Raw genomic sequence first — 22,897 nt, forward strand, 5'->3', positions numbered from 1 at the left:
CCGGCTTTTTTGTACCCGTTACAAATGTAACCCAAGCATGTAACTCATTCCCATTAAAATGTAATTATTGCCCACCTGAATTCTCAGTTAATAAAATAACCTTATATTTCAACAAATTAAAACTGGCATCGAAATTGTAACTGAGAAAGTAACTCAGCTAAGAATAGCTGCACGATTAACCGTAATGTAAGGATGAAGTTATGAACCGCTTTAAGTTAACTATCGCTTTAGTATCATTTTGTTGTTTATTTTTATTAGCTTGCGCTACAAAAGTAAGTGCAGCAACTAACTTAGCCGTAGTAAGCAGTGTGGCTACTCAACCTAACTTACAACAAACAATCACCAATACGTTACGTACTAACCCAAACTTAGCATTAAGCGATATTCGCGTGCAGGTTGAAGACGGTGAAGTTGACCTATACGGTGAAGCGCAAACAGGTTTTCAGCGTGCACTTGCGCAAAAGTTTTTAGAAAATATGGATGGCGTTAAAATTATCCGTAATAAAATTAGTGTTATCTGATACCGCATTACAATTTTTGTTTATATAACTTATTCCTCTGCGTGGCTTGTTTCTCCAACACAAGCCGCGCTTTTTTATGCTTAACAGCACACTTTAGTATCTAAACTTCTAGCTTTAGCTCCCCTATTAAAAAATAGAGCAAACACTTAGCCGTCCTTTCCCACTCTTTTAAATTAGTGACTTACTAAAGCTTTGAAAATGAATGCTATAACAAGGCTGTAAAGTTCATATGATCAGCGCATTTTTAATACCGTTGGCAACCTATTACTACTCACTAATTAACCACACCATAAATAACAGATAATATATGACTTAATGCATGCAAATGCCCCATAACTTACACAAGGAAGCTAATACATGAAATGGTTTATTAACTACTGCTAATCCCTCTTATTGGCCATGCAGAGGAAGCTATATTTGGCTTTGCTGCAGATGTGTCTGTATCCGGCTTTTTAGCCCAGAAAATAGTGAAATAGATATTATAAAAGTCTTTGCTGATTTGGCAGGATTAAAAGTAGGCGACAAGGTAATAGAGTTAGATAGCTGCACTATTCCAGCCTGCTCTGCTGAGGTTACAAAAAAATCGATGACAAAAAACAGTGGTGAAACGCTTTTACTACTAATCAAAAAAACTCGATGGCAGCGAAAAGCAAATAAGTATTAACTTAAAATAAATTGATTAAAAGTATAGTTAAATTTAACCCGACTTAGCGCTTTGAAATTACTAGCAGCGCACTTTTTATGTAAAAATGCGCTGCTAGTGGGTAACTATTACTGGGCTAGTTTAAAGCAGTATTAGTCGCTCATTCGCTTTGGTTTGAACCCGTATTACTCCCGCCTTGTTGTTTGGGTGACTGTTGGTTTATTTTATCGCTTATCATGGCATCGAGCTTTTCACCGCCTTTAATGCCAAAATCTAACGTACGTATTGGGAATGGAATACTTATATCTGCAGCATCAAGCGCTTGTTTAACAGCAACTACGCCTTTATGGCGTACTGTCATAAAGTCTGGCTCGCCTGGGTATTTTATCCAAAACCACACCAGTAAATTAATACTACTGTCGCCAAAACCTTCTGCGTACACAGCGGTTTCATCTTTACGTATTACAAAGTCAAACTCGTTAATTTTATCAACGATAACTTCTTTGGCTTTTTCAATGTCGTCGCCGTATGAAATACCCACAGGTACCTCTATGCGCCTAACGCCTAACGTGGTGTAGTTTTTTAACACATTTCTAAATAATACCTTGTTAGGTACCAGTATTAACTGCCCGTAAAAGCTCTCTATTAGCGTGTTACGCAGGTTTATAGAATGTACCGAGCCAAATACGTCGTCGGTTTCAATTACATCACCCGCTTTAAATGGCTTGCGTATTCCCATAGCAATACCGGCAATTAAATTCTCGGTCATGTCTTGAAAAGCAAAGCCTATGGCTAAACCCACAATACCCGCACCCGCTAGTAACGATGTGACTGTGCCTTTTAACCCCATAAAATCTAAAGCGATAAATAGGCCCACACATAACACAATGACCTTGAAAATAGACGCCATCAAATCAGCAATTTGCTTAGAGTCGAGTGAGCGCCTTAATAGGTTTTTCATTAGCTGGCCGGCAAAGCGCGCTATTATTGAAAATACAATGGCTATTACCACTGCCACAATAAAGTTTGGGATGTGGCTTATTACTACATCAAACCACCCTCCGAGTTTTTCTTCGATGAGTTTTTCGGCTTCGGCTACTGAAGGTATGCTGATCATATTTTTACACCTATCTATTTTTTATCTCATTAATAGTAGGTGAAGTTAGCAAGTTTAGCGCCAGCATAAAAAAAGCCATGCAATGCATGGCTTTTTAACTCATTGTTTGCTGAGTATAAACGCTTAGTTTTGCTCGTCGCGCATAAATACTGGCTCAAGCTCTTTTGCTGTTGCTTCAGGGCTAAAGTAATAACCCGCCACAGTAAACTCTTTTAATTGGCTAAGCTGTGTTATCTGGTTTTCTATAATGTAACGGGCCATCATGCCGCGCGCTTTTTTAGCGTAAAAGCTAATTACCTTATATTGACCATTTTTGCAGTCTTTAAAATGCGGGGTAATAATTTGCGCATTGAGTGCTTTTTTATCTACTGCTTTAAAGTACTCGTTTGAAGCAAGATTAACCAGGTATTGTGCGTCTTGCGCTTTTAATTCCTCGTTTAATTTATTAGCAATAATGCTACCCCAAAATTCATACAAATTTTTCCCGCGAGGGTTATCAAGCTTAGTGCCCATTTCTAGGCGGTAGGCTTGCATTAAATCAAGCGGTTTTAGCAAGCCGTATAAACCCGAAAGTATTCGTAAATGGCTTTGCGCATAATCGAGGTTAGCGGCAGTGAGTGTTGCGGCATCTAAACCACCGTACACATCGCCGTTAAAGGCTAGTACCGCTTGTTTAGCATTACTTTGTGTAAATGGTTGCGACCATTCGCTAAAGCGCGCAGCGTTAAGCCCTGCAAGCTTATCGCTAATTTTCATTAGGCTGCCAATTTGCGCTGGAGTTAGTTCACGGCATACTTTCATGAGCTCTTCGCTGTGCTCTAGTAATTCAGGTTGAGTGAACTTATCTGTTGCGGGTGGCGTTTCGTAATCAAGATTTTTTGCTGGTGAAATAACAGTGATCATAGTTAGCTATTGACTTGTAATTTATTTAATGTCAATTTCAACATTAAATGAGACGAAAAGCACGTTTTGTTTATAAAATACCATTGAAAATTAATCGCAATGGCCTAAATCCTACCTTAATAAATCATGCATCGTCGTTTTTCTATTGATAAGGACATAAGACCTATCAAGCATTGTCACACTGTTGCAGTATTGAATACTTATATTAAGGTAGTTTAGATTTTCTTTTAACTTGCTTGGAATGAGGAAGGCAAATGACTAGCGCTCTACAAAGGCTAAAACAACATTCATCTATCGTAGCCGACACTGGCGATATTGAAGCGATCAAAAAGCATCAACCTGAAGATGCAACCACAAACCCGTCGCTTTTATTAAAAGCGAGCGAGATTGAAGCTTACAAGCCTTATTTAGATAAAGCTTGGAGCTATGCAAAAGAAACAGAGCAAGATGCAGCTAAACAGCTTGAACTTGCATGTGACTACTTTGCCGTATTACTTGGTAAAGAAATTAGCGAAATTGTACCTGGTTATATTTCTACTGAAGTAGATGCTCGTTTATCATTCGACACCCAAGCAACTATTGATAAAGCACATACCCTGCTTAGCCTTTATGAAAAAGAAGGTGTAAGCAAAGACAAAATTTTAATCAAAGTTGCGTCTACATGGGAAGGCATTAAAGCGGCCGAACAGCTAGAAAAAGAAGGGACTAAATGTAACCTAACTTTATTATTTAGCGATGCTCAAGCGCGTGCATGTGCCGATGCAAATGTATTTTTAATCTCGCCATTTGTTGGCCGTATTTTAGATTGGCACGTAGCAAATGGTATGGAAAAACCAACCGATCCGCTACAAGATCCAGGTGTTCAATCTGTACGTAGCATTTTTGAGTTTTATAAACGCCACGATTACAAAACCGTTGTTATGGGCGCAAGCTTCCGTAACACCGGCGAAATTATTGCGCTTACAGGTTGTGACAAGCTAACGATTAGCCCTAACCTACTAGAAGACTTAGGCAATTTAGAAGGCGCAGAAGAATACTTACTACAAAGTGATATTCCTAAAGAGCCAAAGCCTGCTCCACTTACTGAGTCGCAGTTCCGTTGGTTACATAACCAAGATGCAATGGCCACTGAAAAACTAGCTGAAGGTATCCGCTCATTCGCAGATGCACAAGAGCAGCTAGAAGCACGTTTTAAAGCAATGTAATACGCGCTAGTTATGTATTAAACGCCGCACCTGCGGCGTTTTTTTATGCCCTTAATATAATCCGCACCGCTTTATACTAACCTGCCACAACATGTACCATTGCCTACACAGCTAAATAGCTCACTTTTAGTGTTTTTTTATTTATTTTTTCTATCTAAAAATAGCGCGCTCAATAAAGCTAGTTAGTATTAAACTTCATCAACGCATCACATACCTGTAACAAATTCGTCACTTTTTTATTCTATTTTAGCTAGGCCTGTGGTATAGGTATTCTCGAGGTTCACTAAAATCAATAGGAGATAGTCATGGATAGCCTAAACGATATATTAGAGATATTAGAAGGTCCTGATACAACAAGAAAAACCTCTCAAAAGAATAAAAAAAGAAAGTGGCGCGAGATTGAGGCCATAAAAGACAAACAACGGTTACGTAAAGAACTACAGGAGTTAGACTTTTTTACAGACAGCATTGAAATTGATGAGCTAGATTTTTAATTTCAAACTCATTGCGCTCAATTAGGCAATTTATTTTGCGGCAGGAAAACCGTATCGATAGTAAAGCTAACGCCAGGTTTTACCCCTTCAAAGTAATTGATAATTATTGCGCATAGGCATTAGTACTCAATAACTAAGCAAAAGGCTTTCATGATACGAAAGCCTTTTTTAATATATCAATTAAACCTGCCAGTTAATGGGCGTATCGCCTTGGGCTTGTAATAATTCATTTGTTTGTGAAAAGTGCTTACAGCCAAAAAAACCACGATGCGCAGAAAGCGGCGATGGGTGCGGACCTTTTAAAATATGATGGCGAGCGCTGTTAATATTTTTACCTTTTTTTTGCGCATGAGCGCCCCATAAAATAAACACTACCCCTTTGCAGTGTGCATTTATATGAGCTATCACGTTATCGGTAAATTGCTCCCACCCTAAATGCTTATGCGAGTGCGCTTGGCCTTGCTCAACCGTGAGTACTGTATTGAGTAAAAACACGCCCTGCTCTGCCCAGCTTTGTAAGTAGCCATGGTCTGGTATTTCAAAACCGGGAATATCCGTTGCCAATTCTTTGTACATATTTTTTAACGACGGCGGTAACTTTTTAACCTCTGGCAACACAGAAAAACATAAGCCATGGGCTTGGCCTTCTCCGTGGTATGGGTCTTGGCCTAAAATAACCACGCGAATATTGTTAAGGGCTGTCGCTTCAAAGGCACTAAATACTTGCTCTTTGGGTGGGTACACAGCAACACCTTCGACACGGCGTTTTGCTACATAATCTAATGTTTGCTGCATATAAGGTTGCTGTAATTCATATTCTAAAAAGGCTGGCCAATCGCTCATTGTATACTCTTAATTTGTTTGCGTGATGCGTCTATTTTATCACACATATTTGCCAGTCCATCTAGCATGCGCGGCGTAAAACGATGTAATAAATCGGCATTTACACGTATAAATTGGTTCTGTTTTACAGCGGGGACTTCTGGCCATTTTTGCCAATTAATTTTAGGTTGTGGCTTATCGGCTTGTTCATCAGGAACAATAATAATCTGTGGTTTTTTAATCACCACGTTTTCAATACTTATTTGTGGGTAGTCGGTTGGGCTGTGTGCAAATACATTGCTTACATGACATGTTTCTATAAGCTGGTTTATCCATGTATTTTCACTTACCGTCATCATTGGCTCTGGCCATAATTGATAAAAACCAGTTAATATTTTTTTGCTTTGCTGCTGCTTTTTAATTTTTTTGAGCTTAGTAATAAATGCGTTTGCTACTTGCTTGCTTTGCTCAATACGCCCTGTAAATTTTCCAAAAGCAATCAGCTCGTTTGCAACTTCTTCTATTTTTTTGGGATCACTTAAATGTATTTTTATACCAAGGCGTTTAATTTGTTCTAAATCTTCACTTTGATTACCGCTTTTCCAACCAATCACTAAATCGGGTTTTAGCGCTAATAATTTTTCAAGAGAAATACCATAGTAACCACCAATGCGCTCAATATTTTTAGCTTCATTTGGGTAGTCAGCGTAATCAACAGTGCCAACAATATTGCTCCCCGCACCTATAGCAAATAGGTTTTCTACTATATGCGGTGCAAGTGCTACAACGCGCAGTTTATCTGGCGCAGCTGTATCACTGGCCACGGCACTGCCCCCAGAACACAATAACAGCAGTGCAGTAAAAAACGCTTTATACATTAGTAATCAAACCCTTCTAGTGCTTTTATACCCGAGTCGAAGGCGTGTTTAACATTGCGCACTTCGCTTACTGTATCGGCAAGGTCTGTTAATGTGCGGTGCGCTGCGCGACCTGTAATAATAACCGATTGCATGGGAGGGCGATTATTTAGCGCGTTTACTACCTCATCTAAATCAATATAACCGTAAGTCACCATGTAGGTAAGCTCATCTAGTAATACTAAATCAATACTGCTATCAGCAAGCATACGCTTTGACTCTTGCCACGTTGCTTGCGCGGCTGCGGTGTCGGCTTCTTTGTTTTGCGTATCCCATGTAAAACCGGTATTCATAACGGCAAATTCAACCCCTGCGCCTTGTAATAAGTTACGCTCTCCACACTCCCATGTGCCTTTAATGAACTGACAAACAGCGGCTTTTTTACCATGCCCTACGCAGCGAGCAACCACACCAAAGCCTGAGGTAGATTTACCTTTACCATTACCCGTAATTACCTGAAATATCCCTTTAACATCTTGCGCAGCAGCCACGCGTGCATCTACCTGCTCTTTTACTTTTTGTTGGCGCTGCTGGTGCTTATCGTTATTTGTATCCGTCATTATTATCTCCTTCATAAATCGATATAATGTGTTGTATGTTCAAATGCGCCTCGCACATAGTGGCTAAGCGCTCAAGTTGTTGCTCGCGGTGCGCTACAATACTCACAGGTTGTATGGTTGCATCGCTTTTTACCCACTTTAAAATTTGCAGTGTGGCAGCGGGTTCATCAAACAAGCCGTGTAAATAAGTACCAGCAATGGCATTGTCGTCACTAATAAAGCCATCGTTTTCAAATCCATGAGGGTGCGCGTTAAACGTTAAAAATGGCTTATTAAGTGCTGCGCCTTCACTAATGCCGGCATGAATTTCGTAGCCGCTACACGGTGTTTGCAAATCATTTAACTGCATAGCCGCCGTTACTTTAGTGAGTACTTTTTGGGTGCTAAGTGTGGTTTCAAAATCGCATAGGGCAAGCCCCGTTACTTGCTTTAATGACGACTCGACTCCGCTGGGATCATTTATGGTATACCCCAACATTTGCATACCACCACAGATACCAAGTACTTTGCCACCATAGCGTAAGTGCCGCTTTATTTGCGTATCCCAGCCTTCATTTTTTACAAAACTTAAATCACCCAGCACGTTTTTACTGCCAGGAATAATAATCAGATCAACCGGTGGGATCGCGCGTGTGTGGCGTACATAATTTATATTAATATTTGGGTGCAGCCGCAATGCATCAAAATCGGTATGGTTACTAATATGCGGCAATAAAAGTACGGCTATATTAATGGTGGCAGTCGTCACCGTGTTATCTATTGCTACAGCATCTTCGGCATCAAGTGCTAAATCATGCAAATAAGGCAGCACTCCAAGCACTGGTTTTTTTGTGTAGCGCTCAAGCCAATCTAGCCCACTTTGTAGCAAGCTTATATCGCCTCTAAAGCGGTTTATAACAAAGCCTTTTACGCGCGCTTGCTCGGATTCGCTTAGTAAGGCAAGTGTGCCCACTAAATGCGCAAACACACCGCCTTTGTCTATATCGGCAATAATAATGACAGGACAATCTACCGCTTCTGCGTAACCCATATTGGCAATGTCGTTCTCGCGTAGGTTTATTTCTGCGGGGCTGCCTGCGCCCTCAACCAATAATAAATCGAACTGCTTTGCTAGGCGTTTATGCGAGGCAAGCACTGCATCCATCGCAACCTGTTTATAGTTATGATACGCCCCTGCCTCCATATTACTAATGGCTTTTCCATGTACAATGACTTGTGCCCCAGTATCACTATTTGGTTTGAGCAATATGGGGTTAAAGTCGTTTTGAGGCTCTACTTTAGCGGCTATGGCTTGCAAAGCTTGCGCACGGCCTATTTCGCCCCCCTCTTTTGTAACCGCGCTATTAAGCGCCATATTTTGCGGTTTAAAAGGCGCGACCTTTATACCTCGCTTTACAAACACTCTGCAAAGCGCAGCGACTAAGGTGCTTTTTCCGGCATCTGACGTAGTGCCTTGAATCATTAAGGCTTTCATCAGCACTATGCCTTTGCTTTTCTAAAAAAGAGTAAGCTTAAAAAGAATACGCTACCCATAGCTGCTGTAATTACCCCTACAGGGAGCTCTTGGTTTTTAAGTAATGAGCGCGAAAGCACATCGACCCACACCATAAACGTGCCGCCCACTAAGCTAGTAATTAGTAAGCCAGCAGTACTGCCCTGAGATATAAAAAAGCGCACTATGTGCGGCACCATTAAACCTACAAAACCAATACCGCCACATAGGGCCACCAGCACGGCCGTTATTAACGAGCTCAATACCAACATTAAAATTCTAAAACGGTGCACACGGACCCCAAGCGTTATCGCGCTTTCATCGCCAAGAAGCAGCGCATTTAACTGCCTTTTAAAGCTCAGCATAAAGCTAATACACACCACTATAACCACGCATGGCAACCATAACGTGGCCCATTGTGCGCGGGCAAAGCTGCCTAACGTCCAAAATAAAATACCAGCCACTGCTTGCGGGTCACTCCAATACAGCAATAAACTTGTAAATGCGCTAAATAAAAACGACAGTGCCACCCCCGCTAGCAACATTGACTCTACTTGCGACCTTTTTTGCCGCCCAGCAATAAGTATCAATAAGCCCATTGCTAAAAAGCTCCCCAATAAGGCAGCAGCCGATAACATAAACCCTGCACTAATACCCGCAACAGCCATAAGCAGTACGACCCCAAACGACGCGCCTGACGATATGCCAAATAAATACGGATCAGCGAGCGGGTTACGGGTAACCGTTTGTAAAATAAGCCCTGCAATAGCCAAACCTGCCCCTGCCATAAAGGCAAGTAAGGTACGAGGTAACCTAAGCTCATAAATAATACGCGCGTTAAACGAGCCCTCCCCTGCTGATAAAACCCCTGTGAGCACATCACTTAACGGCGTATCTGCGGCGCCAAAACTCAGTGCGCTAAAAAGGCTAACCAGTGCAATTAACACGGCTGCTATAAATATTGTCCACTGGTTTATTTTTGTTATATCCATTTAATTAATAGCCATAAAAGTAAGTAATATGAGGAATAGTTTGGCCATTTTCTGTGCGCTGAGGGTGGCTAGTTACGCGCGCACATACCCCAAAAACATCCGCTAGCATGTCCTCACTAAGTACCTGCGCAGGCGAACCTGTATGTGTTATTTTACCTTTATTAATAACCACCAGCTCATCGCACATAGCGGCTGCTAAATTTAAATCATGAAATGAGGCAAACACAGTGACCCCTAGCGATTTTGCCAGTTCCATCACTTGTATTTGGTATTTAACATCTAAATGGCTGGTTGGCTCATCCATAATGAGTAATTGCGGTTGCTGCACTATAGCGCGGGCAATTAATGCACGTTGCTTTTCGCCCCCCGAAAGCGATTCAAAATTTTGCTTACACTGTTGCTCAAGCCCTACGGTTTTTATTGCCTGTGTAATTTTTTGTTTGTCGCTGTGGGTGGTGGCGCTAAATAATGACTTATGAGGTGTAAGCCCAAGGGCAACCACATCAAATAATGTTAGGTTAAATTGCGCAGGCGTTTCTTGTAGAACTACAGCAACATATTTTGCGTAGTCTTCACTTTTAAGCTGCCAAATATCCTGCTGATTAAAGGTAACGTTACCAGCGGTGGGTTTATTAAAGCGATACAAACAGCGCAGTAAGCTCGACTTACCCGCCCCATTTGGGCCAATTAACCCAATAAACTTCCCCTTAGCTATGTGTAAATTAATATTGTTTAAAATGGCGTGTTCATCAACTTCCCACGACACATTTTGAACGTTTAATAAGGGTGTATTTGGCGCTAATGTAGTTTGCAAAAGTGAGTCCTTGGAAAGCGTGCACTCACTAACACACAGCTAAAAGACTAGTGCATCAATAAAAATGAGTTTACCCGCTCGTTAAAAAAGTATACCAATCTAGAACTTCTCATGCTGATTGATATGTCTCATTTGTATCTGACTTAAAGCGTGGTGCTAATTACAGTTACGGGAATAGTTGAGGAATTTCACCCCATTCCAAATGAGGGTCTATTATGGGCGGGTAAGTAAATAATTTAAAGCAAAAAAAACCGCGCTCATTAGAGCGCGGTTAATAAAGGGAGTGTTTAAGCAACGCTTAAAACTTGTATTCCATACCTAGGCCAACGTGGTCTTGGTCAACATTGTTGTCCATATCGAAGCTTGAGTAAAAACCAAATACTTTAATGTTTTTATTAAACTTATGATCAACACCTACAGAAACTGCCGTTTTGTCGTCGCTGTCATCAAAGTCCATTGCTTGGTATTGCACTTTAAACGTGTTTTTACCCATGCTGTAGGCTGCGTTTAATAAATAGCCGTCAGCTTCTGCGCTACCGTCTACTTTTTCTTGAGTTTGGTACATAGCGCCTAATTTAAAGGTCTCTACTTTACCTTGAATTGACGCACGCACTACATCGTAGCCATTTACTTCGCTATCGGCTGCAACCGAGGCGTATACCGCACTCTTTTTAAGTGCAGAGTCACCGTAGGTAACCGCCATTGAATAGCCGTTATCTGCATCTACGTCATCTTCGGCAATAAATGTAGCAAGTACTTTAAAGCCTTCGTAGCTTTTAGATGTATAAGTGATTGAATCACCTAAGCGGTTTTCACCTTTAAAGACATTTTTAATATCGCCTTCAAGGTCATTAAATAAATCTAACTTACCTTGCGATTGTTTAAGCGCTGTATCGTTACGACCCACAACAACTTGACCATATGCACCTTTTAAACCTACATACTGGTTACGTGCAGAAATATTGTCATCGTTATCACCTTTAGAGTCAGCATCAGATACATCAACTTGAAACTCAAACTTATAAACCGCTTCTAATCCATCAGTAATCTTTTCAGACCCTTTTAGGCCAAAGCGAGATGCATTACTTTTAATTTCAGTGAAAGACCCTTCGCCATCATCAGACGATTGCACAGTAACATTCGCTTTACCGTATACATCAACGTCTGCAAACGCGCTAAAAGATAAACCACTTACTAGTGCAACACATAAGCTCGATTTTACAAAATTCATGTTATTTCCTCGATAATCACAAGACTAATTTTTAAAACAGCTGCAGTTTGTCACCGTTAAATGACAGATATATTACAAAGGAAACATTTTTGTCTTTTTATTTTAATAAAAGTGTCTAAATTCTGAAAACAAAACGACATGAATATTTAATAAACAAAATTGTACCTATTCAACCTCATTAAAAATAATAGTCGGTATTTAGTGTTCATCAACAGGCTGATAAGCATTTATTTTAGGTAATAAGTTAATCAGGGTTTCTATTAACTCTTTTTGTTCGTTGTCTCTGTGGTAGGCCACAAAAATATCACGCGAAGTATGTTCTACATCTTTTACATGAAACAGCTCACCCTTTTCTAGGTGAGACTCAACAAGTACCTCGGGGATAAACGCACTGCCGCCACACTGAAGAATTAAATCAAGGGCAATACGTCCCGTACTGGTTCTAAAATAAGGCGGCGTTTTACCGGTAAATTGGCGCGCATGCCATAGTGAAAACGTAGTACCCCAATCAACGTATACATATTGGTTATCAAAAAAGTTCTCGTTAGTGGCCGTGTCATAGCCACTAACCGGAATAATTGGCAGCTCGCAAATTCGCTCAACCACAAGCTCGTCTACTTTAGGGGGGTCAAATAAAATGGCCAAATCAAGCGTACGCTCTAATAATAACCGCGTGCTTTCTTGTTGGGCTTTAACCTCTGCGACCAACGACACCCCAGGCATAGCCGACACAATATTAGTAATGCCAAATTGTAAAAACGCATCCCATATATTAGGTGTACCCGCTAAACTTATTTGCTTGTGCATGTTATCGGCAAGTGCAACATCGACTTTGGCACGCTGCATGCCGGTGATGATCATTTTAGCGTGCGGAAGCAATCGCTCTCCTGGCGCCGTTAATTGAATATTGTTACGCTGGCGAATAAACAAGTTTACACCCAACCCCTGTTCTAATTGGCGAATTCGAAAGCTTACTGCCGATTGAGTGATATACAGGTTTTCAGCCGCTTTACCAAAGTGACGCGTGCGCACAACCTCTACAAATGTTTTTAATAAATCTATATCCAATTTTTTATCCTCACGATAAAAATAACTTGTTTAATAAATTGTCAAACTTGCATCATACTCCAGCAATAAACAGGGTATGAGGATACAGTTATGAGCAACGATATTTCACTACTTCGCCAAGCGTTTGTTAGCCAACGTCAATTTTATGATGATCAAAACTTTCCTCGCGGGTTTAGCCGCAGCGGAAACTTCACCTTATTAGAAGCCAGCATATTAGAGCAACACGGCGTTGTACTAAAAGGGCTTTATAATAAAACTTTAGCACCCCAAAATACGCTACAAGAGCAATTTGTTGACGTAGTTTGTGGCAGTAAAGAACCTACAAACCCAATCGAAAAAGCCTGGGTTAAATATTTAAAACTAACAACCTGTAAAACCAAGTTTCATACACTTTTTGGCCGTTCAAAAATGTCAGGGCCGGTACCAATAAGCCAAGACGATTATAGCGAATCAGATAGCGTATAAGCCTCTAAGATATTTGCTTTTTTGCGTTTTAACAGTTACAACTTGTATAAGCAAATACTTTTGCAAAATATCAAACAAGGTTGTTACGTGACGCGAAAAATACTCATAGTTGAAGATACGCCTACTATAGCGCGTGTGCAAAAGCATATCGCGCTTAAAGCAGGTTACGAAGTAGATATAGCCGAGTCTTTAGCGGCAACAAAAGAGCTAATAAAACACAATAGCTACTTTTGCGCTGTTGTTGATTTTATCCTTCCCGATGCTCCTGCCGGTGAGGCGATTCCGTATACTATTAATGCCGACATCCCCACCATAGTAATGACAGGCAATATAGATAAACAAACTCGCGACACGGTAGAAAAATACCCAATAATTGATTACATAATCAAAGAAAACAAACAAGCTTACCAATACCTAGAAAAACAACTAAGCCGTTTACCACGTAACGAGAACGTAAAAGTGTTGGTCGTCGACGATTCAACCTCTACCCGTAGATACATTTGTAGTTTACTAAAGCGCCATAAGTATCAAATACTCGAAGCAAAGGACGGCAAAGACGCGCTAGAGGTACTTGAAAGCCAAAAAGACGTGTCTGTTATTATTACCGATAACGAAATGCCAAACATGAATGGTGATGAGCTATGCGCCGAAATTCGCCGGCTTTACAGTAATGATGAAAAAGCCATTATCGGTATTTCAGGTGCTGACTCGTCAGCATTATCGAGCCTATTTTTAAAAAATGGTGCCAACGACTACCTCCATAAACCCTTTAACAGCGAAGAGTTTTACTGCCGACTAAGTCAAAACGTCGACATGCTTGAGCAAATAGCAACAATTAAGCGCCAAGCAAATACTGACTACTTAACGAATCTGCCTAATCGACGCTACTTTTTTGAAGAGTCGAGCAAATCACTCAAGTATTTAAAAAAATCAAATCAAGATGGTGCACTCGCCATGCTTGATATAGACCATTTTAAATCGATTAACGATACATACGGTCACGATTCAGGCGATGAGGTTCTCAAAGGGTTGGCGGTGTGTTTTAAAAAGTACTTTGAAAAGCAGCTAGTCGCTCGCTTAGGCGGTGAAGAATTTGCCGTTTACTTTACTGATGCAACCACAGCGCAAGCGCTTAAACGCCTTGAAGGATTTAGGCAATTTATAGAGCTTAATAGCCAAGAGTTTAGCCAAGAAAAAATTAAATTTACAATTTCTATTGGTTTTGCAAGCGGCCCTATTTACCAAATAGATGAGTTACTTAAACAGGCCGATTTAAAGCTGTATGATGCAAAAGAAACCGGCCGTAATAAAGTAATAAGCTAAACCTTAACGCTGCTTTATAGCAACTTGCTTAAACTATTATTGCGCATAGGTATTAAACTTCGGCGGCGGTTACAGCCGCTTTTTTACGCTTACGCGATTGATGATAAGAGTCCCAAGTAAATATAGCCAGTGCACTCCAAATACAGGCAAACGTAATCACCCGCTCTGCATCAAATACTTCATCGTAAAACACCACAGCAAGCATAAACATTAAACTTGGTCCTATGTACTGAAAAAAGCCCAATGTTGTGTACTGCAAACGTTTGGCCGCTCCGGTAAAGCAAAGCAGCGGCAACGTAGTAATAATACCGGCACTAATTAACAGCGCATTGGTATGCCAATCGTTTAAGGCTAAGTCGGAAGTAGGCGTTGGTGCCATTACCCACCAGTAAATTAATGCAACAGGCAGTAAAATTAGGGCTTCGAGTAAAATGCCTGGCAGCGCTTCAACAGGTAACTTTTTACGCAGTAAGCCATAAATAGCAAAAGACGTGGCAAGCGAAAACGCCACCACCGGAAACGAGCCAAAACTGACCAATTGCAATACTACGCCCGCAAAGGCTAAAAACACTGCAAATCCTTGTAACTTTCGCAGCCGCTCGCCTAAAAATAGCATGCCCAACAGCACATTAAGTAATGGGTTTATGTAATACCCTAAACTGGCATCGAGCATATGGTTATTATTAACCGCCCAAATAAACAGCCCCCAATTAAAGCCCAATATAGAAGAGGTAAGTACTAACATTAAAATAATTTTTGGCTGGGCAACTATGCGCTTAACCTTATCCCAGTATTTAAGCACACTGACCACAAGCACTAAAAAAACCACAGACCAGACAACACGGTGAGTTAAAATTTCAAAAGCAGAAACATGCTGTATTTGTTTGAAATAAATAGGCGCTAAACCCCACATTAAAAAAGCTAAACAGGCAAAAATACCGCCTTTACGCTGCTCGTTTGCAATCGACATACATACTACTTATTCATACTAAAAGGCCGACAGTTTATACCAATTCGCGCTATTAAGTGATTTATTTTGCGGTAACTAAAGCTCAGCGCAAGGCAAAGCTTTTTATTTTAGCCGTACGTAATTAGCAGCTTTAACCTACTAAATACGTACCTGTACCAAAGGCGATTTGGATTGCCTTTTCATTGTGTAGCTCCATTCTACATACACACACTTTATTACCAGAGCGAATCAAAGTAGCACTGGCTGTAAATGTCTCCCCTTTGCCAGGGCGCAAATAATCTGTGCGCAAATCAATAGTGCCTAAGGTAGCCAGCTTTTGCTGTACGCTAGGGATATCGAGCTCGGTTAATTTATCGATAACACTGGCTGCTGCAAGCATGCCGCCCACATTATCGAGCACCGCCGATATAATACCGCCGTGAAGAATTTTTTGCGCAGGATTGCCTATAAATACATCCTGCCAGGGAAAGGTAATTTTAGCTTGCTCAGGACTGAGCGACTCTACCGAGATATTTAAAAACTGATTAAATGGCATGCCATTTACAAACAGTGCGCCAACTTGTTCAATTAACATTTCTTTATTCATTATTATTCTCTATGTTTAAATTAACACTGGTACGATGAGTTAAGCATACCTGAAGCAAAACCACGAGGCACTAATTAAATCATTTACCTCTAAGCTAAAGACATCCTATAAAAAAAACACTAAAATAGCCGCCGATGAATACTCTAACCCCTACACCTAGCACATTAGTCCGCAAGCCCGACACGGTTCTTAAACAAGTGTTTGGCTACAGCGAGTTTCGTGATGGCCAAAAAGCGGTGATCGACGCGGCCATTAATGGCCAAGACTCTTTGGTACTACTGCCTACAGGCGGCGGTAAATCAGTGTGTTACCAAGTACCAGCGTTAGTGCTTGAAGGGGTTACTGTGGTAATTTCACCGCTTATCTCGCTCATGCAAGACCAAGTAACGCAACTGCAAGCATTAGGTGTTAAAGCCGCTTACATTAATAATAGCTTGGCTCGCGAAGAGCAACAATTAGTGTACCAACAATTGCACCAAGGGCTAATAAAATTACTGTATGTTGCCCCTGAAAAAGTGCTTCAGCATGAATTTACCGAGCGACTCAGCCACTTAAATATCAGCTTATTTGCAATTGACGAAGCACATTGTGTATCGCATTGGGGGCATGACTTTAGACCTCATTACTTTAGATTAAATGAGCTTAAGCAGCGCTTTTCCCATGTACCTATGATGGCACTGACCGCCACGGCCGATAAAGCGACCCGCTTTGATATAGTTGAGCAATTAAAATTACAACAGCCCTATATACATACCGGCAGCTTCGACAGACCGAATATTCGTTACACCATCGAAGAAAAGTTCAAGCCAATGGCGCAACTACTGCGCTATTTAAAAGAGCAAAAAAATCAAAGTGGCATTATTTACTGCACTAGCCGTAAGCGTGTTGATGACATTGCCGAAAAACTCGCTGATGCAGGTTTAAATGCCGCCGCGTACCATGCAGGCATGAGCAACGAGCAACGCCAATTTGTGCAAACCGGATTTGCCCGTGACGACATTCAAATAGTCGTTGCGACCGTTGCCTTTGGTATGGGCATAAATAAACCAAATGTGCGTTTTGTTCTGCATTACGATATTCCAAAAAGTATTGAAGCCTACTATCAAGAAACCGGCCGCGCTGGGCGTGATGGCTTAGCCGCAGAAGCTATTATGTATTTTGATCCTGCCGATATAGGCCGCGTTAGGCGCTTTTTTGAAGACATAGACGATGAACAACGCCGCCGCGTAGAAGAGCAGCGTTTTAATGCCATGGCCAGCTTTGCCGAGGCGCAAACATGCCGCCGGCAAATACTATTAAACTACTTTAGCGAGTATAAACGCGAGCAATGTGGCAACTGCGATATTTGCATTAACCCGCCAAAAAGCTTTGATGGCACATTAGTAGCGCAACAAGCACTTTCGTGTGTGTACCGAGCTGGGCAGCGTTTTGGCTTAGGCTATATTGTAGAATTATTACGCGGGGCTAATACCAGCCGCATACGCGACAACAACCACCACGAACTCAGCACCTATGGCATAGGCAAAGACAAAAGCAGTGAATTTTGGCTCAGTATATTACGCCAACTTATACACCAAGGCTTGTTAAGCCAAGATATTACCCAAGGTGCCTCACTGCGCTTAACCGAAGCAGCACGCGCTGTACTTAAAAGTGAATACGCTCTACAGCTTGCCGAGCCGCGCTTACAAGCTAAACACGTATACCAAGATAAACTGGCGCAGTTTAACTACGATAAAAAACTATTTGCCCGCTTACGGGCTCTGCGTAAAGAACTCGCTGATGCCGACGATGTACCGCCGTACGTTGTATTTAACGATAAAACCTTAGCCGAAATGGCGCAGTTAATGCCCACCAACGACAGCGAATTTTTAAAGGTATCGGGCGTTGGCTTTACCAAACTCAATAAATATGGCGGCGAATTTTTAACGGCCATTCGTAATTACCTTGCTAGCAATTAAGTAAACTATGACCCAAATTGAATACAATCACGCCCATAAATGCATTGTTATAAGCCCGGTAGAAGCCCCACACGATGAAGACTTTGAGCTGTGGAGCACGCTGTTTTTACACGCCGATGAAATAACAATTATTGACTACGCTGGGGGTGCTGACCGTCATCAATTGCGCTTTAGCTATCAACAGCAAACCTTTAATTTAAATTTTGAACACTACAGCGAAAGTATTTGGATTAATGGCGAAGGCCAAGAAGCCGAGCATTTATTAGCAGCCCTTGCTTTTTACTTGAGCTAAAACACCTCGCATATGCACTAATTAACAAAGGTGTATAACAGTAACAATTAATTAGTTTCAAAATCCATACCTTTTACTTACATTGTAATAACAATGATGTAAGCTGATATTACGACTCATATTTGCAGTAGTATTGAAGAGGTTGAATGGTGAATAGAAAATGGATTGCACACTGTTGTATAAGCTTAGCCCTTGTAAGCTTTAGTGCGCCTAAGGCCTTTGCACAACAACCACCCAATAAAACTAACACCTGCTCCGCTGTGCAAACTCACTCAGACAAAAGCAATAATTTACGCCGTGAGGTTGAAGATAAAACCACACTGATTAATAGTCGCAGCGACGCCCAAATAACCTCAATTACCCTTAAACAACTTAACGTTTTTAATACCGAGCTGGAGGAGGAAAATAACGCGCTTTTTCGTTTTGCCAACCGCGCGCATATTCAAACCGAGCCAGACGTTATTAGTAATATTTTATTATTTAAACAAGGCGATAATTACAATGCCAGAAAGCTCGCTGAGTCAGAGCGTTTATTACGCCAACAAAACTATTTATATGATGCGCAAATAAGCGCGGTTGAAAACTGCGACGGCAACGTAGATGTAACTGTGGTAACTCGCGATTTATGGACTTTACTACCCGAAATAAGCTTTAGCCGCAGCGGTGGCGAAAATAAATCGAGCATTGGCTTTCGCGAGTCCAATTTACTGGGTTGGGGCAAGCGCTTGTCGTTTTCACGTACTACCGACAGCGATCGTAATGGTTATTTATTTGTTTATGACGATCCTAATATATTATCTAGCCGGTATCGCGGGCGCTTAGAGTATGCCGACAACAGCGACGGTAAACGCCACTTATTAGAGCTAACCTATCCGTTTTACGCCATAGATACACCTTATAGCTATGGTATTAAAAGCTTTTCTGAACAGCGAGAAGAGTCGTTGTATCGCCGTGGTGATGAATACAGTGAGTTTGATCAAACAACCGATTTTTTTAGCGCTTTTTTAGGCCACTCTAAAGCATTATCTGATAGCTGGACACAGCGCTTAACGCTTGGCTATGTAAACCAAGAAGACAGCTTTGCAGAAATAGAAACAACCTTTGCTCCCTTGGCCAAAAACAGACAGCTAAGTTACCCCTATGTGAGTGGTCATTGGTTTGAAGACAGTTATATAAAAGTGCGTAATTTTGACAGTATTTCGCGCACCGAAGATTTAAATTTAGGGTGGAATATTAAAGCCCTATTAGGTTACTCAGATGAATCACTAAGTAATGATGACAGCAGAGCCGTGTATTCGTTAAAAGCTAAAAAAGCACACTTTACTACCGACAGAACGCTGTGGCGTTTTAGTGCTCAAGTGGATGGTTATTGGAATAAAGAGCAAAAACAACTAGAAAACTTTTTAGCCACCAGCGAAGTGCAGTACTACTTAAATACCAGCGAAAACCAATCTTGGTTTGTTAAAGCCCGTGCCCAGTATGCTAAAAACCTAACCGCCGATAAGCAGCTAACACTTGGCGGCGAAACGGGCCTTCGTGGCTATCCTATGGATTACCAGCATGGCGACCGAAGCTTTTTAGTCAGCTTAGAAAAACGCTATTACTGGGAGTACGATTTACTGCAGCTATTTAAAGTCGGTGCAGCGGGCTTTGTTGATGTTGGCCGCGCTTGGTTTAACGATGAAGACAACGGCGAGAACGATCATGTTTTAAAAAATGTTGGGGTGGGTTTGCGTTTAGCACCTAGCAGAGCAAACTCTGGCACCATGATCCACCTTGATATTGCCGCCCCGCTTGATAGCTACGACGATGTTGATTCGGTGCAGTGGCTCGTAAGTGTTAAAAACACCTTTTAAATAGCGAGCAATAAACGAAAGCGTTACACTAGCGCTTTAAATTTTCCTAAAAACAGTACGGGATCACACTTTGGAATTGTTTGCGCTTTTAGAGCTAATGGGTACGCAATATAAATTGATTGTTACCCTTATCGCCATTTTACTTTTTCCTCTTTTATTAAAAGTCACTAAAAAGTTGCTCGAAAAAACCATAAAAGGAAAAGTAGATGTTCATCGTAAATTTAGAGCTGAGCTGTTATTAAAAATAATACTCGCGTTTGTAGTGCTGTGCTTAGTGCTTATATTTTGGGGTATAGAGCTGCGCGGGCTATTAGTTTTGGGCTCATCATTATTTGCTATGCTCGGAGTCGCTTTATTTGCCGCTTGGTCGCTGCTTAGTAACCTTACCGCTTTTTTACTCATGTTTATTCAAAATGGTTTTCATGTGGGAAATTGGGTGCGTATTGTTGATGGCGCAAACCATATAGAAGGGCGCATTGTCGAATTAGGTTTAATGAACGTGCTACTTGAGCATGTGGATGGGCACCGAGTTGTTTACCCAAATAACCTGTTTGTGACACGCCCGGTTATGGTATTAAATAAAGAACCTAAGCCTACAAAGGCACCGGCAATAAAACGGATTATTGGCCCTAAAAAGACATAGTTTTAAAAGTCATATCCGCAAAAAAGCCGCAGTAAGGCAAACCTCACTGCGGCTTTTTACTAGCTAACATAATGCTAATTATTTAGCTCAGCTGTTTTAAGCTCTTCATCTAAATCATTTATTTCGTCAATAAAATGCTCTAATTGCTGCTCTACTAAGCTGTTATCATTTGCAAAGTAAGCAAGGTGGAATACCGCATCCCCTTCGTTTACTAGTGGCATAGTTTGCTGGCCTATCACAATACCGCCTTTAGGCGCTAAAAGCTCAAGTTCGGCATCACCTAATGGGCTACTTATGTACGCCAACACTTGGCCTTTTTCTACGTGTTCACCTAGCGATACTTGCGCTCGTACAATGCCATCTACCTCAGCGCGTATCCAACTTGTAGACCCTGCAATAATAGGTTCGGGCAGTTTTTTAGGACGCTTGCCGCGGATCATTTTTAAATGCCGCATCACATAATCCACACCCTGCACACCTGCTGCAATGGCAATAGGGTCAAAGCGTAGGGCTTCACCGGCTTCGTAAGTAATAACCGGTATACCTAAATTAGCGGCTTCACTACGTAATGAGCCATTACGAAGGGATGCATTTATAACCGCTGGCGTACCAAATGCTTTGGCCATCTCAGCGGTTGCTTCATCATCTAAATTAGCGCGTATTTGCGGTAAGTTAGTACGATGAATCGCCCCCGTATGTAAATCAATAATGTGGGTACAATGTACCGCCACCTGATTAAAAAACATATGTGCCATACGCCCCGCTAGCGATCCGCGCTCAGAGCCCGGAAAGCTGCGGTTCATATCACGTCTATCGGGTAAATAACGTGATTTATGAATAAAGCCAAACACATTAACAATTGGCACAGCAATTATGGTTCCGCGCAGTTGGCTTGCATCTATTTTTGAGAGCAGTTGGCGTACAACTTCTACACCATTTAGCTCATCACCATGAATAGCGGCACACACCATCAGCACCGGGCCTTCCATTACACCATTAACCACCTCAATAGGAATATTGAGCGGTGAATGGGTGTAAAGTTTAGCAGCCTCTAAGGCAAGGGTTTTACGCTCGCCCACGCCAACACTTTCACCTAATAAGGTAAAAGGACGATTAATTTTAACCTTTGCCACGGGTTGCGGTTCCTTTAATAGCAGCATTTTTTTCGATGAAATCAATCACCATACCGGCAATATCTTTACCTGTTGCCACTTCAATCCCTTCAAGGCCTGGAGAAGAGTTTACTTCCATTACCAACGGCCCACGAGATGAGCGAAGTAAATCAACGCCCGCTACATTTAAGCCCATTGCTTTTGCTGCAGCAACGGCGGTTTTACGCTCTTCTGGGGTAATGCGTACTAATGTAGCGCTACCACCACGGTGAAGGTTTGAGCGGAACTCGCCTTCTTGCGCTTGGCGCTTCATGGCCGCTATTACTTTATCACCAAGTACAAAACAACGAATATCGGCTCCGCCGGCTTCTTTAATGTATTCTTGAACCATAATATTGGCTTTTAAACCCATAAACGCTTCAATAACACTTTCAGCCGCTTTACGTGTTTCAGCAAGTACAACACCAATGCCTTGTGTGCCTTCAAGTAATTTAATAACCACCGGAGCACCGCCTACCATTTCTAGTAAGTCTTTAACGTCATCTGGTTTGCTGGCAAAACCGGTTACCGGCATGCCTACGCCTTTACGTGATAACAGCTGAAGTGAGCGTAATTTATCGCGCGAACGAGAAATAGCCACCGATTCGTTAACAGGATAAACCCCCATCATTTCGAACTGACGTAAAACAGAGCAACCATAAAACGTCACCGATGCACCAATGCGTGGAACAATGGCGTCAAAATCTTTTAAATTTTCACCACGGTAGTGAATTTCTGGCTGTTCTGAGTTTATATTCATATAGCAACGAAGCGCATCAATCACCTTTACCTCGTGACCGCGTGCCTCTGCCGCTTCAATTAAGCGACGCGTTGAATACAAATTTCTGTTGCGAGATAAAATACCAATTTTCAT

23 protein-coding genes are annotated in these 22,897 nt (G+C 41.5%); 9 read left to right on the forward strand and 14 right to left on the reverse strand.

Annotated features, from left to right (window positions below; all coding sequences use genetic code 11):
* Positions 1–200: 200 nt before the first annotated feature.
* Entirely contained in the window at positions 201–521 is a 321-nt protein-coding gene (locus tag MTF64_RS10340) for a BON domain-containing protein (protein WP_004587996.1), read from the forward strand.
* Between the two features lie 803 nt (positions 522–1,324).
* Here the strand turns inward: MTF64_RS10340 and MTF64_RS10345 are convergent.
* The gene (locus MTF64_RS10345; RefSeq protein WP_029774207.1) at positions 1,325–2,281 is read right to left on the reverse strand and encodes a mechanosensitive ion channel family protein; all 957 of its coding nucleotides are present in this window, start codon (positions 2,279–2,281) and stop codon (positions 1,325–1,327) included.
* Positions 2,282–2,404: 123 nt separating this feature from the next.
* On the reverse strand, positions 2,405–3,184 hold the full coding sequence (gene yaaA, locus MTF64_RS10350; protein WP_248451294.1) for a peroxide stress protein YaaA: 780 nt from the start codon (positions 3,182–3,184) through the stop codon (positions 2,405–2,407).
* 254 nt (positions 3,185–3,438) lie between these two features.
* On the opposite strand from yaaA, the gene tal reads away from it, so the two are divergent.
* Positions 3,439–4,389 (forward strand): transaldolase, encoded by a 951-nt coding sequence (gene tal / locus MTF64_RS10355; protein ID WP_004587993.1) that lies wholly within the window; start codon positions 3,439–3,441, stop codon positions 4,387–4,389.
* A 305-nt stretch (positions 4,390–4,694) separates the two neighbouring features.
* Positions 4,695–4,883 (forward strand): DUF3545 family protein, encoded by a 189-nt coding sequence (locus MTF64_RS10360; RefSeq protein ID WP_004587992.1) that lies wholly within the window; start codon positions 4,695–4,697, stop codon positions 4,881–4,883.
* A 180-nt stretch (positions 4,884–5,063) separates the two neighbouring features.
* Here the strand turns inward: MTF64_RS10360 and ung are convergent, their stop codons facing one another.
* From ung to MTF64_RS10400, 8 genes are all read right to left on the reverse strand, one after another.
* A complete protein-coding gene (gene ung, locus MTF64_RS10365; protein WP_055254846.1) occupies positions 5,064–5,726 on the reverse strand; it encodes a uracil-DNA glycosylase in 663 nt (220 codons plus the stop codon).
* Entirely contained in the window at positions 5,723–6,583 is an 861-nt protein-coding gene (locus tag MTF64_RS10370) for a cobalamin-binding protein (RefSeq protein WP_248451296.1), read from the reverse strand. Before MTF64_RS10370 ends, ung begins: the two co-directional genes overlap by 4 nt.
* Positions 6,583–7,182: a cob(I)yrinic acid a,c-diamide adenosyltransferase gene (gene cobO / locus MTF64_RS10375; RefSeq protein WP_004587989.1), complete on the reverse strand. Its 600-nt coding sequence runs from the start codon at positions 7,180–7,182 to the stop codon at positions 6,583–6,585. The genes MTF64_RS10370 and cobO overlap by 1 nt, the downstream gene beginning before the upstream one ends.
* On the reverse strand, positions 7,166–8,656 hold the full coding sequence (locus MTF64_RS10380; protein WP_248451298.1) for a cobyric acid synthase: 1,491 nt from the start codon (positions 8,654–8,656) through the stop codon (positions 7,166–7,168). The genes cobO and MTF64_RS10380 overlap by 17 nt, the downstream gene beginning before the upstream one ends.
* A 5-nt stretch (positions 8,657–8,661) precedes the next feature.
* Positions 8,662–9,666 carry an iron ABC transporter permease gene (locus MTF64_RS10385; protein ID WP_248451299.1) on the reverse strand — a complete coding sequence of 335 codons (1,005 nt, stop codon included), beginning with the start codon at positions 9,664–9,666 and terminating at the stop codon, positions 8,662–8,664.
* Positions 9,667–9,670: 4 nt separating this feature from the next.
* Positions 9,671–10,480 carry an ABC transporter ATP-binding protein gene (locus MTF64_RS10390; protein ID WP_055254856.1) on the reverse strand — a complete coding sequence of 270 codons (810 nt, stop codon included), beginning with the start codon at positions 10,478–10,480 and terminating at the stop codon, positions 9,671–9,673.
* A gap of 298 nt (positions 10,481–10,778) precedes the next feature.
* Complete coding sequence (locus MTF64_RS10395) at positions 10,779–11,711, reverse strand: porin (RefSeq protein WP_248451300.1); 933 nt, start codon at positions 11,709–11,711, stop codon at positions 10,779–10,781.
* 198 nt (positions 11,712–11,909) lie between these two features.
* On the reverse strand, positions 11,910–12,779 hold the full coding sequence (locus MTF64_RS10400) for a LysR family transcriptional regulator (protein ID WP_004587984.1): 870 nt from the start codon (positions 12,777–12,779) through the stop codon (positions 11,910–11,912).
* Positions 12,780–12,869: 90 nt separating this feature from the next.
* On the opposite strand from MTF64_RS10400, the gene MTF64_RS10405 reads away from it, so the two are divergent.
* Together MTF64_RS10405 and MTF64_RS10410 are read left to right on the forward strand one after the other, a co-directional pair.
* Positions 12,870–13,244: a DUF413 domain-containing protein gene (locus tag MTF64_RS10405; RefSeq protein ID WP_004587983.1), complete on the forward strand. Its 375-nt coding sequence runs from the start codon at positions 12,870–12,872 to the stop codon at positions 13,242–13,244.
* Positions 13,245–13,331: 87 nt separating this feature from the next.
* Positions 13,332–14,567 (forward strand): response regulator, encoded by a 1,236-nt coding sequence (locus MTF64_RS10410; RefSeq protein ID WP_039972264.1) that lies wholly within the window; start codon positions 13,332–13,334, stop codon positions 14,565–14,567.
* Positions 14,568–14,619: 52 nt separating this feature from the next.
* Here MTF64_RS10410 and rarD read toward each other — a convergent pair whose 3' ends face one another.
* Together rarD and MTF64_RS10420 are read right to left on the reverse strand one after the other, a co-directional pair.
* Positions 14,620–15,537 carry an EamA family transporter RarD gene (gene rarD / locus MTF64_RS10415; protein WP_004587981.1) on the reverse strand — a complete coding sequence of 306 codons (918 nt, stop codon included), beginning with the start codon at positions 15,535–15,537 and terminating at the stop codon, positions 14,620–14,622.
* A gap of 130 nt (positions 15,538–15,667) precedes the next feature.
* Complete coding sequence (locus MTF64_RS10420; RefSeq protein WP_004587980.1) at positions 15,668–16,123, reverse strand: thioesterase family protein; 456 nt, start codon at positions 16,121–16,123, stop codon at positions 15,668–15,670.
* Between the two features lie 134 nt (positions 16,124–16,257).
* On the opposite strand from MTF64_RS10420, the gene recQ reads away from it, so the two are divergent.
* The 4 genes from recQ (at position 16,258) to MTF64_RS10440 (ending at position 20,872) form a co-directional block, all read left to right on the forward strand.
* Positions 16,258–18,081 (forward strand): DNA helicase RecQ, encoded by a 1,824-nt coding sequence (recQ, locus tag MTF64_RS10425; RefSeq protein WP_054983758.1) that lies wholly within the window; start codon positions 16,258–16,260, stop codon positions 18,079–18,081.
* A gap of 7 nt (positions 18,082–18,088) precedes the next feature.
* On the forward strand, positions 18,089–18,373 hold the full coding sequence (locus tag MTF64_RS10430) for a DUF3630 family protein (protein WP_029772370.1): 285 nt from the start codon (positions 18,089–18,091) through the stop codon (positions 18,371–18,373).
* A gap of 146 nt (positions 18,374–18,519) precedes the next feature.
* Positions 18,520–20,229 (forward strand): POTRA domain-containing protein, encoded by a 1,710-nt coding sequence (locus MTF64_RS10435; RefSeq protein WP_029772371.1) that lies wholly within the window; start codon positions 18,520–18,522, stop codon positions 20,227–20,229.
* 70 nt (positions 20,230–20,299) lie between these two features.
* On the forward strand, positions 20,300–20,872 hold the full coding sequence (locus tag MTF64_RS10440; protein WP_248451301.1) for a mechanosensitive ion channel domain-containing protein: 573 nt from the start codon (positions 20,300–20,302) through the stop codon (positions 20,870–20,872).
* A gap of 74 nt (positions 20,873–20,946) precedes the next feature.
* On the opposite strand, the gene MTF64_RS10445 is transcribed toward MTF64_RS10440, so the two are convergent.
* Together MTF64_RS10445 and rimK are read right to left on the reverse strand one after the other, a co-directional pair.
* Positions 20,947–22,005 carry a succinylglutamate desuccinylase/aspartoacylase family protein gene (locus MTF64_RS10445; protein WP_248451302.1) on the reverse strand — a complete coding sequence of 353 codons (1,059 nt, stop codon included), beginning with the start codon at positions 22,003–22,005 and terminating at the stop codon, positions 20,947–20,949.
* Positions 21,992–22,897 (reverse strand): 30S ribosomal protein S6--L-glutamate ligase, encoded by a 906-nt coding sequence (gene rimK, locus MTF64_RS10450; protein ID WP_004587974.1) that lies wholly within the window; start codon positions 22,895–22,897, stop codon positions 21,992–21,994. Before rimK ends, MTF64_RS10445 begins: the two co-directional genes overlap by 14 nt.

It is taken from the genome of Pseudoalteromonas sp. 2CM41L, assembly GCF_023161905.1.
Classification (GTDB): Bacteria; Pseudomonadota; Gammaproteobacteria; order Enterobacterales; family Alteromonadaceae; genus Pseudoalteromonas; species Pseudoalteromonas atlantica.

Coding starts and splice junctions, on each gene's coding strand:
- MTF64_RS10340 (WP_004587996.1), top strand. CDS start 201: ATGAACCGCTTTAAGTTAACTATCGCTTTAGTATCATTTTGTTGTTTA.
- MTF64_RS10345 (WP_029774207.1), bottom strand. CDS start 2,281: ATGATCAGCATACCTTCAGTAGCCGAAGCCGAAAAACTCATCGAAGAA.
- yaaA (WP_248451294.1), bottom strand. CDS start 3,184: ATGATCACTGTTATTTCACCAGCAAAAAATCTTGATTACGAAACGCCA.
- tal (WP_004587993.1), top strand. CDS start 3,439: ATGACTAGCGCTCTACAAAGGCTAAAACAACATTCATCTATCGTAGCC.
- MTF64_RS10360 (WP_004587992.1), top strand. CDS start 4,695: ATGGATAGCCTAAACGATATATTAGAGATATTAGAAGGTCCTGATACA.
- ung (WP_055254846.1), bottom strand. CDS start 5,726: ATGAGCGATTGGCCAGCCTTTTTAGAATATGAATTACAGCAACCTTAT.
- MTF64_RS10370 (WP_248451296.1), bottom strand. CDS start 6,583: ATGTATAAAGCGTTTTTTACTGCACTGCTGTTATTGTGTTCTGGGGGC.
- cobO (WP_004587989.1), bottom strand. CDS start 7,182: ATGACGGATACAAATAACGATAAGCACCAGCAGCGCCAACAAAAAGTA.
- MTF64_RS10380 (WP_248451298.1), bottom strand. CDS start 8,656: ATGAAAGCCTTAATGATTCAAGGCACTACGTCAGATGCCGGAAAAAGC.
- MTF64_RS10385 (WP_248451299.1), bottom strand. CDS start 9,666: ATGGATATAACAAAAATAAACCAGTGGACAATATTTATAGCAGCCGTG.
- MTF64_RS10395 (WP_248451300.1), bottom strand. CDS start 11,711: ATGAATTTTGTAAAATCGAGCTTATGTGTTGCACTAGTAAGTGGTTTA.
- MTF64_RS10405 (WP_004587983.1), top strand. CDS start 12,870: ATGAGCAACGATATTTCACTACTTCGCCAAGCGTTTGTTAGCCAACGT.
- rarD (WP_004587981.1), bottom strand. CDS start 15,537: ATGTCGATTGCAAACGAGCAGCGTAAAGGCGGTATTTTTGCCTGTTTA.
- MTF64_RS10420 (WP_004587980.1), bottom strand. CDS start 16,123: ATGAATAAAGAAATGTTAATTGAACAAGTTGGCGCACTGTTTGTAAAT.
- recQ (WP_054983758.1), top strand. CDS start 16,258: ATGAATACTCTAACCCCTACACCTAGCACATTAGTCCGCAAGCCCGAC.
- MTF64_RS10430 (WP_029772370.1), top strand. CDS start 18,089: ATGACCCAAATTGAATACAATCACGCCCATAAATGCATTGTTATAAGC.
- MTF64_RS10435 (WP_029772371.1), top strand. CDS start 18,520: ATGGTGAATAGAAAATGGATTGCACACTGTTGTATAAGCTTAGCCCTT.
- rimK (WP_004587974.1), bottom strand. CDS start 22,897: ATGAAAATTGGTATTTTATCTCGCAACAGAAATTTGTATTCAACGCGT.